We start from the raw sequence: 14,186 nt of genomic DNA, 5'->3' as shown, positions 1-14,186 counted from the left end.
CCGGAACGACGGGAGTGCGTGCCAGACTGGAGGGCGACGCGGACGCCCGGTCCGCCGGAGGAGGAGTGACGTGGTCTTCTGGGACGTGCTCGTCGCCGCCTTCCGGCGCTGGTACGTCGTCGTGCTCGGGCTCGGGATCACCTACGTCGCTGTCGCGGCGGTCGGCTCCGGACAGGACGTCTACTACTTGCGCGGGCAGGCCGTCTTCGTCTCCCCGGCCAGCGAGGTCTACCCGAACAAGCTGCGCGTCAACGCCGCCGACCTGATCACCGTGGCCGGAATCGTCGGCAAGCGGATCAACGGCATGGACGCGCTGCCGAAGACGGCGTCCTCGGCCGCGACCATGGTGGGTCGCGGGGTGCGCGACGGCGTGCTGATCACGCTGCCCGACAACGGGGTCCAGTGGGCGCCGTACTTCGACACCCGCGCCCTCTACATCGAGGTGGCCGCCCCCGATCCCGAGATCGCGCGAGCTCGGCACCGCGAGGCGCTGCGCCAGATCTCGGCCGAGCTCCAGACCCTCCAGGACGAGCAGGACGTCGCCGCGGACGAGCGGGTGACGATCGCGCCCTCGCCCGAGTCGCCGGCCGTGGTCCAGTTCCGCGGCCAGCCCAGGCTCGCCCAGCTGATGGTGCTGGTCCTCGGCGGCGGCGCCACCCTGCTGTGCGTGGCGGCCCTGGAGCGGAGCGCCCAGCGCCGCCGCGACCGCAAGCCCGCGGCTGCGGACGACGACCGTGAGCTCGCTCGGGTCTGACCTCCTCCTGCCTGCACGACGAAGCCCCGCGCACCATCAGGTGCGCGGGGCTCCGTCGTCACGATCGCAACGGGCGGTGCGGGGTCAGCCGCGGAAGCCCAGGCACGAGAGCGGGCGACTGGACGACCAGGCTCCGGTGCTCTCGTTGTAGTTGACGTACTCGTTCCCCGAGCCCCAGGTGATCCCGGCGCCGCAGGCCTGGTTGTGGCTCGGCCCGTAGATCCAGGAGTCCTCGGCCACCTTGAGGTTGGTGACCTGACCCGGGGTGTCAAGGCGGAAGACGAAGCCGCCGCCGGACACGAGCACGTTGTCGATCACGGCACTGGTGTTGCCCTGGGTGGGGTAGAAGAACGCCGAGTTGCCGATGCAGTACGGCGTCGGGTTCAGCTTCAGCACCGAGTGCCGCACCGTGACCTTCGCGCCGTTGTAGCCCTGCAGCGCGTCGCCGTGCCAGTCGATGCCACTGCCGGCACGCTCGCAGCCGGCGTAGGCGTTCACGCTGACGAACGAGTCGACGACGGAGACCTCGCCGCAGCCGTAGTCGCGGCCACCGACGCGCAGGCCCTCGGACGGACCGTCCACCTTGACCCGGCGCGCCGTGTAGCCGCCGAACTGGATGGCCGGCTGGCCGATGTCGGTCGACCCGCGCAGGATCGTCGTGTCCTCGACGACCAGCCCGTTGGAGCACTGGCGGTTGAAGACGTTGCTGATCTGCCCGCTGCTGATCTCGACCCGCCGGACGGTGACGTTCGCCGCGCGGATGTTGAGGTTGCCGTTCACGATCCGCAGGTCCTGGACCACCGCGCCGGCCGTGGTGACGTTGTGGTCACCGTTGATCGTGCGGGTGGGTGTCCAGCCGGCCGGCGTTCCGGTGTTGGCGCGGGTCGGGAAGTTGGAGCCTCCCGGCGGCGGGCTCGTCGGCGCGGTCGTCGGGCTCGTGGTGGGCTGGCTCGTCGGTGCCGTGGTCGGAGCCGTGGTGGGCGCCGAGGTCGGAGCCGTGGTGGGTGCCGAGGTCGGAGCCGTGGTGGGTGCCGAGGTCGGAGCCGTGGTGGGCGTCGTGGTGGGCGGGGGCGTCGTGGGCCCGGCGTCGCCGGTGGAGACCACCACGTCGACGTGGTAGTTCGAGGCGCGGTACGTCCGCGTCGGGAAGTTGCCGAGGCGTCCGCTGTAGACACCCGCCTCCGGGGCGGCCCGCAGCACGCCGTTGCTCACCGCACGGGTGAACTGGCGCTGGTCCTGGGGCTGGCGGCCCTGAGGTGCGGAGTAGGAGACGACGTAGTTCTCACCGGGCTCGAGCAGCACCGGGGAGTCGAGGTCCACCGTCTGCAGGCCGGTCTGGCCCGAGGCGGGGAAGGTCGCGGTCGACAGCGGCGAGCCGGTGGGCGACCACAGGGTCGCGATCGTGCCGCGGCTGAGGGTCTGGCTCCGGTACACCTGGATCGACTCGGCGTAGGCCGGACGGGTGACCTGGAACTTCAGCCCGACCTCCCACGGGCGGGAGTCGCCCAGCGCGCGGGGGCGCAGGTCGTCGGGGAGGAGGCTCTGCGTCTCCGCGGCGGCGGAGGTGCGCTCCGTGGCGGCGAACAGGGCTGGGGTGGTGAGTGTGACGGCGAGCAGTGCCATGACGAGGCTGCGTCGCGAGAAGGAGAGTTTCCGCTTGGCCGAGATCCTGCGGTGCTTTCGGGGGGACTGGGGGGTCAACGGCATGGAGATAGGCCTTGAAGTAGAGGCGTGAACCCGCCAACCCTCGCACGCCCCGACACGGCGATGCAAGCGAAATGGCAGGCAGAACCGGCCCTCGGACGAGAGTGGAGTGACTCAGGATGCGGGTGGGAGTGGGCCCCGCGAGAGCACGAAGCGCTCGAACTCCTCCTGTGTGACCAAGTCCACATAGTTCTTTCTGGCTGGTCCGGACTCGTCCGTGGTACCCAGCAGGGCCCTCCAGACGCCGACGTAAGCCGCCGACTGCGGTTTCCAGTCCAAGCGGGTCGAAACGCGTTCGCGGGCCTCTCGCGCCAGCCTGACGCGCAGTCCCGGGTCGTCGAGCAGGCGCTCGACGGCATCGGTGAAGGCGCCGATGTCACCCGATTCGACGAACAGACACGTCTCACCTGCCGAGACCCTGGTCTCCACGAGGTCGAACGAGACGGTGGGCAGCGCATAGGCCATGTACTCCATCGTCTTGTTCATCGTGGAGACGTCGTTGAGCGGCGTCTTGAGGTCGGGGCACAGCCCCACCGTGGCGGCGCTGAGGTGCCGCGCGATCTCGGCCGGACCGACCCGACCGGTGAAGGTGACGAGGTGATCCAGGCCCAGCTCGGTGGAGCGCCGGCGCAGGTCCTCGTAGCAGTCGCCGAAGCCCATGAGGACGGCGTCGACGTCGGTGCGTCCGCGCCGGTGCACGAGCTCGTCCATGACGTCGAGCACGGTCTCCACGCCGTCCTGCGGCCCCATGATCCCGAGGTAGGCCAGCGTGTGCCGGGTGGGCGAGGGGGCACCCGGGTCGTGGATCGGCCGCATCGTCGACGTGTCCGGGCCGCTGCGCACCACGGTGACGTCCTCCGGGCGGAACCCGCCGCGCTCGAGGGCGATCCGCTTGTACGACTCGTTCGTGGAGATCACGTGGTCCGCGGTGGCGTACGTGCGGCGCTCGAGCCACTTCAGGAAGGTGAACTGCAGGCGCTGCATGAGCGAGTCGGGCTCGCCGAAGCGCGAGAGGAAGAGCTCGGGGTTGAGGTCGTGCTGGTCGAACACGAAGGCCACACCACGCCGGCGCCACAGCCGGGCCAGCGCCCAGTAGGTGTCGGGCGGGTTGCAGGCCTGGATCGCCTGGAAGGGGCGCTCGCGCCACACGCGCAGCGAGAGCCAGGCGGTGCGCAGCCACGAGTAGACGAACTCCACCAGGTAGCCGAGCGCGCCCGAGGCCTGCGGCGCGGGACGGTACTTGTGGATGCGGACCCCGTCGAGGGTCTCCGCGGACGGGTCGCCCGGGCCCTTGGGGCAGATCACGCTCACGTCGAACCCGGCGGCGATCAGCGCCCGGCACTCGAGCCACACGCGGCGGTCCAGCGGAACCGGCAGGTTCTGGACGATCACGAGGACGTGCGGCCGGGATGCGGGCGCGTTCGACATGGGCACCAGCGTAGGCAGTCCGCCGGGCCGTCGTGGCGAAACCGCGAGTCTGTCCCGACAGCCGCGTTTCGTGGCTCGACCGGCGGCCCTCGTCCGGTGCCATACTCCTGCCATGACGACAGACCAGGAGCCCGCGAAGCCGACCGCGCCGGTCGTCACCGACCCCACCGAATGGGACATGTCGACGTGGCAGGGCCTGCTCGACATCGTCCGTGAGGACATGGCCTCGCACGCTCCCGGCTGGCTCGTGCCCGCCAAGCACATGCTCGCGGTGCACCGCTTCGGCGAGTGGGTCCACGCCCCCGCGCGCGGCTTCCTCGTCCGCCGCCTCGGACGGGTGCTCTACAAGTTCGTCAACGCCGCGTACGTCCGGAACGTGCTGGGGTTCGAGGTCAGCCACGACACGGCGATCGGTCACCGGGTGGTCTTCGTCCACCAGAACGGCGTGGTGCTCCAGCCCGGTGCCGTCATCGGTGACGACTGCATGATCTACCACGGCGTCACCCTCGGCCGCCGGTGGGAGCCCGACCATGCGGAGTCCTATTACGCGCCGCCACGGATCGGCCGCGGCGTCCACCTCGGCGTGGGCAGCGTCGTCATCGGAGCGGTGCGCGTCGGCGACGGCGCCAAGGTCGGTCCCAACGCGGTCGTCGTCACCGACGTCCCGGCCGGCGGCAGCGTGGTGTCGCCCCCCGCCCGGTCGCTGAGGCTGCGATGACGGGTGTCTCGTTCGCCGACCTGCTGCGGTGGACCGACGACCCGCAGCGCGTCGCGGTGATCGACGGGGAGACCGTCCTCACGCGTGGCGACCTGTTCACGCGGGCGCTCGAGCGCGCCGAGCACATCGCGGCCACCGTGCCGGCCGACGAGCGCGTCGCCCTGTCGGGTGCGGGGCACGAGGCCGTCGTCGACATCGTCGCGGTGCTCCTGTCGGGCCGGTCGCTCGTCATGCTGCCGCGACCCACCCCCGAGCGCACCCGCGAGCTCGCGGCGCGGTCGCGGTGCCGGTTCGACCTGGCGGCCGGCACCCTCGAGCCGTTCGGCGTCGAGCCCTCGACCGATCCGCGCCACCTCCCCGCCGACGGCGTCGACGTCGTCGGCTCGCCCGAGGCGCTGCTCCTGTTCACCTCCGGCACGACGAGCGAGCCGAAGGGCGTGCGGCTCTCGGCACGGAACGTCGCGTGCAACGTCACCGCGGTGAACCAGGTGGTGCAGCCGTGGGACACCGACCGGGACGTCCTCGGCTTCATCCTCGACCCGACGCACTCCTACGGGTTCTCGATGGTGCTGCTGGCGCTGATGCGCTCGGTGCCCCTGCTGATGACGTCGGGCACCCTGCCGTCGCGGCCGCTCGCCGATCTGCTCGACCAGCACGGCGTGACGATCCTGCCGTGCGTCCCCTACTACCTGCGCCTCGTCGCGCGCCGCTTCACGCTCGGCGAGGACTTCGCCCCGGCCCTGCGCATGCTGCTGCTGGCCGGCGGCGGGGTGTCCGACGCCTCGCTCGCCGAGCTGACGCCGGGGTTCGGTGGCGGCACGCACCTCATGTACGGGCTCACCGAGGCCACCGCCCGGGTGGCCGTGCGGCCGCCGGGCAGCACCGCGCCGGCCGACTCCGTGGGCCTGCCCCTGCCGGGCACCACGGTCGACCTCGTCGACGCCGACGGCCGGGTCGCGACGGACGAGGAGGGACGCATCCGCGTGAACGGCCCCTCGGTCTTCATGGGCTACCTCGGCGACCCGGTGCGCGAGCCCGGCACGCCGCTGGTCACCACCGATCTCGGCCGGATGGACGCCCACGGCCACCTCACCGTGACCGGACGGCTCGCGGAGATGATCAACTTCCGCGGCAACCGCGTCTCGGCCGTGGCGGTCGAGGCCGAGGTCGCCCGCGTCGACGGCGTGGCCGGTGCGCTGCTGCTGGCCGACGACACGGTCGAGGACGCGCAGTGCTCGCTGTTCGTCGAGCTGGCGCCCGACGCCGATCGCGAGGGACTCACGCGGCGTGTGCTGGCCGCGGTCGACCCGCGCGGCCTCGTGCGCGAGGTGGTGGTGGTCGACCGCCTCGAGACCACGCGCACCGGCAAGCTGGTCAGGCGCCGCCCGGCCGGCGCCTGAGGCTCACAGCGACGTCAGCAGGTACTCCGCGTACAGCGCCCGGCGCGTGTAGAGCTCGAAGAACTTCTCCACGTCCGAGGTGCCCAGGCCGAGGCGCTCGGCGGTGGCCGCCGGGTCCTCCTGCTGGTCCCAGGCCAGCCACAGCTCGTCGTTCATGCGCACCGACGTGCCGTAGAAGTACTCCTCCTGGCTCTGCGGCGCGCTGAACGTGTCGGTCGTGGGCGGCCGCTTCTGCACCGACTCGGGCACGCCGATGTGCGCCGCGACCTCGTACACGTGCGACTTGAGCAGGTGGCGCAGCGGGAAGACCTCGCCGCAGCCGTCGCCGTGCTTGACGTAGAAGCCCTGGTCGAGCTCGAGGCGGTTGGAGGTGCCCACCACGATCTGGTTGCGCTCGTCGGCGATGCGGTAGGTCGAGAGCATCCGGATGCGCTGCTTCTGGTTGGTCGCGGCCATGATCGTCAGGAAGTCGCGGCCGCCGAGGCGGTGCATCGTCTGCTCGCCGCCGCGGATCACGTTGAGGCGGAAGGACTGGAGCTGCTCGTCGTTGCCCAGCGCCGGATCGAACTCCACCGAGTAGCGGTCGCCGGCGTCAGCGTCGAACTCGGGCACGATCTTGCGGACCACCGCGAGGCGGTCGTCGTAGCAGCCGAGGGCGTCCAGCGGGGCGGTGATGTCGCGGTGCAGCAATTCGACGCCGAACGCGTCGGCGACCTCCTGCGCGTAGCCCACGGTCTCGCCCGAGCTCTCCTTGTCGGGCAGCGTCAGCGCGACGACGCGCTTCGCCCCCAGCGCGCGCACGGCCAGGCCCAGGCAGGCGGAGGAGTCGATGCCGCCGCTGAGCGCGACGATCGCCCCGGTGCGGCGGAAGTGCCGCGCGGTGTCGCGGATGGACGCGACGAGCAGGTCGGTGGTGGCGCCCACGTCCTCGAGGTCGATCCGGCGGCTCAGTTCCTGGATGTCGGTCATGCGGTTCCCCTTCGAAGGTCGGCGTCCGCGTCCGCGAAGCCGTAGGTCTGGACGAGCATCGTGGTGCTGAGGATCCACACGAGCGCGAGGTCGTCGTGAAAGCTCGTGCGGCTGCGATGGGTCTTGTCGATGAGCCACGCCACCCGTCGGGGGTCGAAGACCCCGGCGTCGGCCACGGCGTCGGGCGAGAGGTACCGGTCGAGCAGGGCGCGGCCGGTGGGCGAGCGGAAGACGCCGCCCTCGGGCGCGGTGTAGGGCTGCTTGACGCGCTCGGTGACCGCGGCCGGGAGGTGGGCGCGCACCGCCTCCTTGAGCACGAGCTTCTCGTTGAGGTCGTGCAGCTTCGAGGCCTCGGGCAGCGTCAGGGCGAAGTCGATGACGTCCTCGTCGAGGAACGGGTAGCGGCACTCCACGCTCTGGGCCATGAACGGGCGGTCGCACTGGGTGGCCAGCAGCGAGGTGCCCAGGAAGTAGGTGGCCTCGAGGTACTGCGCCCGCTCGACCGTGGACCACCCGTGGAAGGCGTCGGGCAGCCGGTCGCGGACGCGCCCGAGGGTGCCCTCGAGCGAGGTCTGCTCGCGCAGCGGCTCGGCGAGGTACTGGGTGATCCGGAAGGCCGCCGACCATCGGTGCAGGTGCGAGAAGACGGGGTCGTCGCGCTGCTCGAGTCCGCGCTCGTAGAACGCGGCGCTCGCTCCGCGACCCAGCTGCTCCTGGTGGGCCAGCGCCTTCTCGAGCAGCCGGCCGAAGGCGGGGGAGTCGGGGTCGGCGGCCCAGGCGTCGCGGATGGACGCCACCTTGAACACGTCGTAGCCGCAGAACAGCTCGTCGGCGCCCTCGCCGCTGAGCACGGCGCGCGAGCCGCTCTGCTTGATCCGCTCGGCCAGCGCGATCGAGGACCCCGGCGCGGTGCGCATGAGCGGAAGCTCGGCGTGGCGCGTGATCAGCTCGAGGGCCGACGCGACCGACTCGTCGTCGCACACGATCGCGTCGTGGTTTGTGCCGAAGTGCTCCGAGACGAGTGCTTGGTAGGGAGCCTCGTTGAGCCCCTCCTGGGCGAACTGGATCGAGAAGCTGTCGATCGTCTGGTCGGGCCGGATCGAGCGCAGGGCCGCGAGCACCGCGCTGGAGTCCAGGCCACCCGACAGCAGCACGGCGGGGTCGCCGTACTGGGGCACCCGACGCTCGACCGCGGCCGTGAGCAGCCCGAGCAGCTCCTTGGCCTGGTCGTCGACGCTGCGGTCGTCGCGCTGCTCGGCGAACTCGAAGCGCCAGTAGCGCGTGGCGGTCTCGTGGCCGTCGTGGGACTCGACGAAGCCGCCGGCCGGGACGGAGGAGACGCCGTGGAACGCGGTGCGGCCCGGGTGCAGTCCCCACAGCACCCCGGCGTCGACGATGTCGGGCAGCGACATGGGAGTGCGCAGGCCCGCGTCGGCGAACGCCTTGACCTCGGAGGCGAAGACCAGCTCGTCGGCGGGCGTCCGCGTCCAGAACAGCGGGACGATGCCGAGCCGGTCGCGCGCCAGCAGCAGCCGGCGCCGGTCGGCGTCCCAGAACGCGATCGCGAACTGGCCGCGGAAGCGGGCGAACGCGTCGGAGCCCCACTCCATCAAGGCGTGCAGCACGACCTCGGTGTCACCGGAGGTGCGGAACGTGTGCCCGACGCCCTCCAGCGCCGACCGCAGCTCGGCGAAGTTGTAGACCTCGCCGTTGAACGACAGGAGGTAGCGCCCCGCGTCGTCGGCCATCGGCTGGCGGGACGTGGGCTTGTCCACCAGCGCGAGCCGGACCGTGCCGAAGTGCGCGGCACCCGAGCTGGTGGAGAGGCTCTCGTCGGGGCCGCGGTGCGCGATGCTGGCCAGCATCCGCTCCACCGACCGGAGTCGGTGGGCGTCGTCGTGGGACGCCGGTGCGACGATCCCCGCAATTCCGCACATGGCCGGTCCGGTGGCGAATCAGCTGTGCTGCACGATGAAGTCGACGACGGAGTCCACGGACGCGAAGGTGGCCCGGGTCTCCTCCTCGGCGGCGAGGGGCCGCCCGATGCGGTCCTCGACGAACACGGCGACCTCGGCGATGCCGAGGGAGTCCAGGACGTCGTCCACGAGGGGGGAGTCGTCCTTCAGCTCGTCCGGATCGAGGGGAATGAGCTCTCCGAGGATCAACTCGCGCAGCTCGGTCACGAGCTCTTCTCGCGTGGCCATGGGCACTCCTTTACCTTCTGTCACACCTGCCGGTGCCAGCCCGGGGTCGACCGTCCCGGTGTCCGGACACTACCAGTCGAATTACGGGGAATTCACGGGTTTCCGGCAACGGTCGGACGGTACGATCGGGGCACCGGATCACGTATCTGCCACGAGCCCCACGGCTCCTTGGTGATACCGCCCCGACGAGAGGAGTTCGACGATGCGCAAGGCCTGGGTCATCCTGGTGGCGCTGCTGGCCGCCGTCGCCCTCGCCGCCGGCGTGGGAATCGCCGTGGCGGCCGACGTCGACGAGGTCGCCGGCGAACCCTTCACCCCCGTCGAGGCGAGCGAGGCCGACATGGAATCACTGGGAGACACCAAGGTCTTCTTCGCGCACCAGTCGGTGGGCGACGACGTCCTGCGGGGGATCGGGCTGATCCACGAGCAGGAGGGCCTCCCCGCTCCCGAGGTCACCGAGGCCACCTCGGTGGCGGGTCCGGGGATCACCCACATGCGCGTCGGCACCAACGGCGATCCCCTGGGCAAGATCAAGGAGTTCGACTCCGTGGTCCGTGCCGGGGTCGGCGATCAGGCCGACGTCGTCGTGTTCAAGCTCTGCTACGTCGACCTGTGGGCGTCCTCCGACCTCGACGAGGTCTTCACGGCCTACCGCGACACGCTGCGCTCGCTGCAGGAGGCCTACCCGGACACCACGTTCGTCGCCACGACCGAGCCGGTCACCACGCGACGCAGCTGGAAGGGCTGGGTCAAGAAGGCGATCGGGCGCGACGACGGCCTCGCGAACGAGAACAACGTCGCCCGCGAGCGCTACAACCAGATGATCCGCGCGGAGTTCTCCGAGCCGGGCGGGCTGTGGGACGTCGCCGCGATGCAGTCCACCACGCCCTCGGGCGAGCGGGTCGCGGCCTCCGAGGACGGCCAGACCTTCTACTCGCTCTACGACGGGTACGCCCGCGATCCCGGTCACCTGAACGAGGCCGGCAGCATCGTCGCCGCCCACAGCTTCCTGGCCACGGTGGCGGCGGCGAACCGGTCGTGACCCCCGGCGTCGCCTGCGGGGTCGACATCGTGTCGGTCGCCCGCATCCGGGCCGCCGTGGAGCGCTCGGGCCCCCGGTTCCTGCAGAAGTACTGGACCGAGGACGAGCTGGCCTACTGCGCGGGGCGCCCCGAGCGGCTGGCGGCCCGGTGGGCGGCGAAGGAGGCCGTGATGAAGGTCCTGGAGGGCGGCTTCGACCGGTTCGACCCGCTCTCGATCGAGGTGCGCCGCGACGCCGGGGGAGTCCCGCGGCTCGAGCTCGCGGCCGCCGCCGCCGACCACGCGCGCGAGGTCGGGCTCGCGTCGTGGTCCCTCTCGCTCTCGCACGAGCAGGAGCACGCGATCGCGATGGTCACGGCACTGCGCTGGCCCACGTCGTCCTGAGGCTCGCCCGGCGGGTCCCGTGCGGCCCCAGCCCGTAGGCTTGACAGGCCATGGCACAACCTGAACTGACCGCGGCGGTCGCCGCCGAGCCCCATCTCGTCGAGTTCGCCTCCGCCCTGCGCGGAGGTGCCGCGACGGCGCAGCTGACGGCTCCTCCCGCGTTCCACCCGTTCGTCGCCGCGGCCCTGTCCGGCGACGAGTCCGTCGTCGTGGCCGTGACCGCCACCGAGCGCGAGGCCGACGACCTGGCTGCCGCGGTCGGCGCCCTGATCGGCCCCGAACTGGTCGCGTCGTTCCCCGCGTGGGAGACGCTGCCCCACGAGCGGCTGTCGCCGCGCTCGGACACCGTGGGCCGGCGGCTCGCCGTGCTGCGCCGCGTCGTCCACGGCGGCGACGAGCGCCCGCGCGTCGTGGTGGCGCCGATCCGGTCGATGCTGCAGCCGCAGGTCAAGGGGCTGGCCGACCTCGAGCCTGTCGAGCTGCGCGCCGGCGAGGACGTCGAGCTCGACGACATCGTCGCCCGCCTGGCCGCGGCCGCCTACACCCGCGTCGACCTGGTCGAGCGGCGCGGCGAGTTCGCCGTCCGCGGTGGCATCGTCGACGTCTTCCCGCCCACCGAGGACCACCCGCTGCGCGTGGAGTTCTGGGGCGACACGGTCGACGAGATCCGCCGCTTCGCCGTGGCCGACCAGCGCACCCTCGAGCCGGTCGACCGGCTGTGGGCGGCGCCGTGCCGCGAGCTGCTGCTCACCGACGAGGTCCGCGCCGCCGCCGCGCGGTACGCCGTGAGCCACCCCTCGCTGGCCGAGCTCTTCACGAAGCTGTCGGAGGGTCACGCGGTCGAGGGCATGGAGTCGCTGGCCCCCGTGCTGGCGGGGGAGATGGAGCTGTTCGTCGACCTGCTGCCGCCGGGGTCGACGATCGTGACGTCCGAGCCCGAGCGGATCAAGGCGCGCGCCGCCGACCTGTTCGCGACCAGCGAGGAGTTCCTCGCCGCGTCGTGGGCCACGGCTGCCGGCGGCGGCGAGAGCCCGATCGACCTCGGCTCGGCGGGCTTCCACGAGCTCGACGACGTCCGCGAGCACGCCGCGAAGCTCGGCCTGGGCTGGGGCGAGGTCTCGTCCTTCGCCCTCGACGAGTCGCACGTCGTGCAGGCCGAGCCGGCCCCGCAGTACCGCGGTGACACCGAGGCGGCGTTCGCCGACATCGTGAAGTGGCGGTCCGAGGGCCGCCACCTCGTCCTCGTGGCCCCGGCCCACGGGCAGGCCCAGCGCACCGTCGAGTGGCTCGCCGAGCACGACGTCCCCGGCGCCATCGTCGATCGGGCCGACGGGTCCGACGGCATCGAGCGCGGCGTCGTCCAGGTGATCTGCGCCGAGATCGGGCACGGGTTCGTCTCGGACTCGCTCGGCCTCGTCCTACTGACCCGCGACGACCTCGTGGGCCAGCGCGCCGTCGAGCGCACCACGAAGTCGATGCCCGCGAGGCGCCGGCGGCAGATCGACCCCCTCGAGCTCAAGCCCGGCGACGCCGTCGTCCACGAGCAGCACGGCGTCGCCCGCTACGTCGAGCTGGTCAACCGCGTCGTCCACGGCGCGGCCCGCGAGTACCTCGTGCTCGAGTACGCGCCCAGCAAGCGCGGCCAGCCCGCCGACCGGCTGTTCGTCCCGATGGACCAGCTCGACCAGGTCAGCCGCTACATCGGCGGCGAGTCGCCGTCGCTCGACCGACTCGGCGGCGGCGACTGGTCGAACCGCAAGTCCAGGGCCCGCAAGGCGGTGCGCCAGATCGCCGACGAGCTGATCAAGCTCTACGCCGCGCGCCAGTCCACGAAGGGCCACGCCTTCGGTCCCGACACCCCGTGGCAGGCCGAGCTCGAGGACGCGTTCGCGCACGTCGAGACCCCCGACCAGCTCGCCACGATTGACGAGGTCAAGCGCGACATGGAGCGCACCGTCCCGATGGACCGCCTCGTGTGCGGCGACGTCGGCTACGGCAAGACCGAGATCGCCGTCCGCGCGGCGTTCAAGGCGATCCAGGACGGCAAGCAGGTCATCCTGCTGGTGCCCACCACGCTGCTCGTGCAGCAGCACTACGCCACGTTCGCCGAGCGCTTCGGCCAGTTCCCGGTCACGATCCGGCCGCTGTCGCGGTTCCAGAGCGACAAGGAGTCCAAGGCCACCCTCGAGGGGCTGGCCGACGGCTCCGTCGACCTCGTCATCGGCACCCACCGGCTGCTCCAGCCCGGCGTGCGGATCAAGGACCTCGGCCTCGTGATCGTCGACGAGGAGCAGCGCTTCGGCGTCGAGCACAAGGAGGCGCTCAAGCACCTGCGCGCCGCCGTGGACGTGCTGAGCATGTCGGCCACCCCGATCCCGCGCACGCTCGAGATGGCCGTCACCGGCATCCGTGAGATGAGCACGATCGCCACCCCGCCGGAGGAGCGCCACCCGGTGCTGTCCTTCGTCGGGCCGTACGAGGACAAGCAGGTCACGGCGGCGATCCGGCGCGAGCTGCTGCGCGAGGGCCAGGTCTTCTACCTGCACAACCGCGTGCAGAGCATGGACAAGACCGCCGCCCACATCCGCGAGCTCGTGCCCGAGGCCCGCGTGGCCGTGGCCCACGGCAAGATGGGCGAGCACCAGCTCGAGGAGGTCATGGTCGCCTTCTGGGAGAAGCGCTTCGACGTCCTGGTCTGCACCACGATCGTCGAGTCGGGCCTCGACGTGTCGAATGCCAACACGATGCTCATCGAGCGCGCTGACACGCTCGGCCTCTCGCAGCTGCACCAGCTGCGCGGCCGCGTCGGCCGTGGCCGCGAGCGCGCGTACGCCTACTTCCTCTACCCGCCCGACAAGCCGCTCACCGAGACGGCGCACGACCGGCTCGTCACGATCGCCCAGCACTCCGAGCTCGGTGGCGGCATGGCCGTGGCGATGAAGGACCTCGAGATCCGCGGTGCGGGCAACCTGCTCGGCGGCGAGCAGTCCGGGCACATCGCCGACGTCGGCTTCGACCTCTACATCCGGCTCGTCGGCGAGGCGGTCGCGGAGTTCCGCGGCGACGCGGCGCCCGAGAAGGAGGTCAAGCTCGAGCTGCCCGTCGAGGCGCACCTGCCGCACGACTACGTGCCCAGCGAACGGCTGCGCCTTGAGATGTACAAGCGACTCGCCGACGTGCGGGCCACCTCCGACATCGACGAGCTGCGCACCGAGCTGCAGGACCGCTACGGCAAGCTGCCCGACTCCGTGGAGGCGTTGCTCGACGTGGCGGCGCTGCGGGTCAAGGTGCGGGCCGCGGGCCTCACCGAGGTGACCTCGGCCGGGTCCAACATCCGGTTCAACCCCGTCACGCTGCCCGAGTCCGCGAAGCTGCGCATCAACCGCATCTACCCCAAGAGCCTGTACAAGGAGGCCGTCAAGGTCTTGCTCGTGCCGGCCCCGCGCGAGCCCGGCATCGGCGGCAGGCCGCTGCGTGGGCGCGAGCTGCTCGACTGGGTCGGACGCGTCGTGGACACCATCGTCGGCTGACTCGGGCGCAGCCGCCTGAGAGGTTGCTGAATCCGCGGAAACACCGGCGGAATC

The 14,186-nt window shown here is 71.6% G+C and carries 11 protein-coding genes; 6 read left to right on the top strand and 5 right to left on the bottom strand.

Going from position 1 to position 14,186, the window contains the following annotated elements:
- The first annotated feature begins 70 nt into the window (after window positions 1-70).
- Window positions 71-754 (top strand): hypothetical protein, encoded by a 684-nt coding sequence (locus ACY1JX_RS06800; RefSeq protein WP_286929324.1) that lies wholly within the window; start codon window positions 71-73, stop codon window positions 752-754.
- Window positions 755-838: 84 nt separating this feature from the next.
- Here ACY1JX_RS06800 and ACY1JX_RS06795 read toward each other — a convergent pair whose 3' ends face one another.
- Entirely contained in the window at window positions 839-2,377 is a 1,539-nt protein-coding gene (locus ACY1JX_RS06795) for a DUF4082 domain-containing protein (RefSeq protein WP_462565653.1), read from the bottom strand.
- 195 nt (window positions 2,378-2,572) lie between these two features.
- Entirely contained in the window at window positions 2,573-3,886 is a 1,314-nt protein-coding gene (locus ACY1JX_RS06790; protein ID WP_462565652.1) for a glycosyltransferase family 4 protein, read from the bottom strand.
- 112 nt (window positions 3,887-3,998) lie between these two features.
- Between ACY1JX_RS06790 and ACY1JX_RS06785 the strand changes: the two genes are divergently transcribed.
- Both ACY1JX_RS06785 and ACY1JX_RS06780 read left to right on the top strand, forming a co-directional pair.
- Complete coding sequence (locus ACY1JX_RS06785) at window positions 3,999-4,604, top strand: serine O-acetyltransferase (RefSeq protein ID WP_286929329.1); 606 nt, start codon at window positions 3,999-4,001, stop codon at window positions 4,602-4,604.
- Complete coding sequence (locus ACY1JX_RS06780) at window positions 4,601-6,004, top strand: class I adenylate-forming enzyme family protein (RefSeq protein WP_286929331.1); 1,404 nt, start codon at window positions 4,601-4,603, stop codon at window positions 6,002-6,004. The genes ACY1JX_RS06785 and ACY1JX_RS06780 overlap by 4 nt, the downstream gene beginning before the upstream one ends.
- Window positions 6,005-6,007: 3 nt before the next feature.
- Here ACY1JX_RS06780 and nadE read toward each other — a convergent pair whose 3' ends face one another.
- Genes nadE through ACY1JX_RS06765 form a run of 3 tightly spaced genes read right to left on the bottom strand, consistent with a single transcriptional unit; the run spans window position 6,008 to window position 9,177 of the window.
- Complete coding sequence (gene nadE, locus ACY1JX_RS06775) at window positions 6,008-6,973, bottom strand: NAD(+) synthase (protein WP_181754770.1); 966 nt, start codon at window positions 6,971-6,973, stop codon at window positions 6,008-6,010.
- Window positions 6,970-8,910: an asparagine synthase (glutamine-hydrolyzing) gene (asnB, locus tag ACY1JX_RS06770; RefSeq protein ID WP_462565651.1), complete on the bottom strand. Its 1,941-nt coding sequence runs from the start codon at window positions 8,908-8,910 to the stop codon at window positions 6,970-6,972. The genes nadE and asnB overlap by 4 nt, the downstream gene beginning before the upstream one ends.
- A gap of 18 nt (window positions 8,911-8,928) precedes the next feature.
- The gene (locus tag ACY1JX_RS06765; protein WP_181754773.1) at window positions 8,929-9,177 is read right to left on the bottom strand and encodes an acyl carrier protein; all 249 of its coding nucleotides are present in this window, start codon (window positions 9,175-9,177) and stop codon (window positions 8,929-8,931) included.
- Between the two features lie 202 nt (window positions 9,178-9,379).
- Between ACY1JX_RS06765 and ACY1JX_RS06760 the strand changes: the two genes are divergently transcribed.
- The 3 genes from ACY1JX_RS06760 to mfd are packed head-to-tail and all read left to right on the top strand — an operon-like array spanning window position 9,380 to window position 14,132.
- Window positions 9,380-10,219: an SGNH/GDSL hydrolase family protein gene (locus tag ACY1JX_RS06760; protein WP_462565650.1), complete on the top strand. Its 840-nt coding sequence runs from the start codon at window positions 9,380-9,382 to the stop codon at window positions 10,217-10,219.
- Window positions 10,216-10,602 (top strand): holo-ACP synthase, encoded by a 387-nt coding sequence (acpS, locus tag ACY1JX_RS06755; RefSeq protein ID WP_462565649.1) that lies wholly within the window; start codon window positions 10,216-10,218, stop codon window positions 10,600-10,602. Before ACY1JX_RS06760 ends, acpS begins: the two co-directional genes overlap by 4 nt.
- Window positions 10,603-10,652: 50 nt before the next feature.
- A complete protein-coding gene (mfd, locus tag ACY1JX_RS06750) occupies window positions 10,653-14,132 on the top strand; it encodes a transcription-repair coupling factor (RefSeq protein WP_462565648.1) in 3,480 nt (1,159 codons plus the stop codon).
- The last annotated feature ends 54 nt before the right edge of the window (window positions 14,133-14,186 follow it).

It is taken from the genome of Aeromicrobium sp. JP4, from assembly GCF_054957925.1.
This window is presented reverse-complemented; position numbering and strand designations above follow the sequence as displayed.

Bases quoted from the DNA above. Each gene is read 5' to 3' on its own strand.
- ACY1JX_RS06760 (WP_462565650.1), top strand. From the start codon at position 9,380: ATGCGCAAGGCCTGGGTCATCCTGGTGGCGCTGCTGGCCGCCGTCGCC.
- nadE (WP_181754770.1), bottom strand. From the start codon at position 6,973: ATGACCGACATCCAGGAACTGAGCCGCCGGATCGACCTCGAGGACGTG.
- asnB (WP_462565651.1), bottom strand. From the start codon at position 8,910: ATGTGCGGAATTGCGGGGATCGTCGCACCGGCGTCCCACGACGACGCC.
- ACY1JX_RS06790 (WP_462565652.1), bottom strand. From the start codon at position 3,886: ATGTCGAACGCGCCCGCATCCCGGCCGCACGTCCTCGTGATCGTCCAG.
- ACY1JX_RS06785 (WP_286929329.1), top strand. From the start codon at position 3,999: ATGACGACAGACCAGGAGCCCGCGAAGCCGACCGCGCCGGTCGTCACC.
- ACY1JX_RS06780 (WP_286929331.1), top strand. From the start codon at position 4,601: ATGACGGGTGTCTCGTTCGCCGACCTGCTGCGGTGGACCGACGACCCG.
- ACY1JX_RS06765 (WP_181754773.1), bottom strand. From the start codon at position 9,177: ATGGCCACGCGAGAAGAGCTCGTGACCGAGCTGCGCGAGTTGATCCTC.
- ACY1JX_RS06795 (WP_462565653.1), bottom strand. From the start codon at position 2,377: ATGGCACTGCTCGCCGTCACACTCACCACCCCAGCCCTGTTCGCCGCC.
- mfd (WP_462565648.1), top strand. From the start codon at position 10,653: ATGGCACAACCTGAACTGACCGCGGCGGTCGCCGCCGAGCCCCATCTC.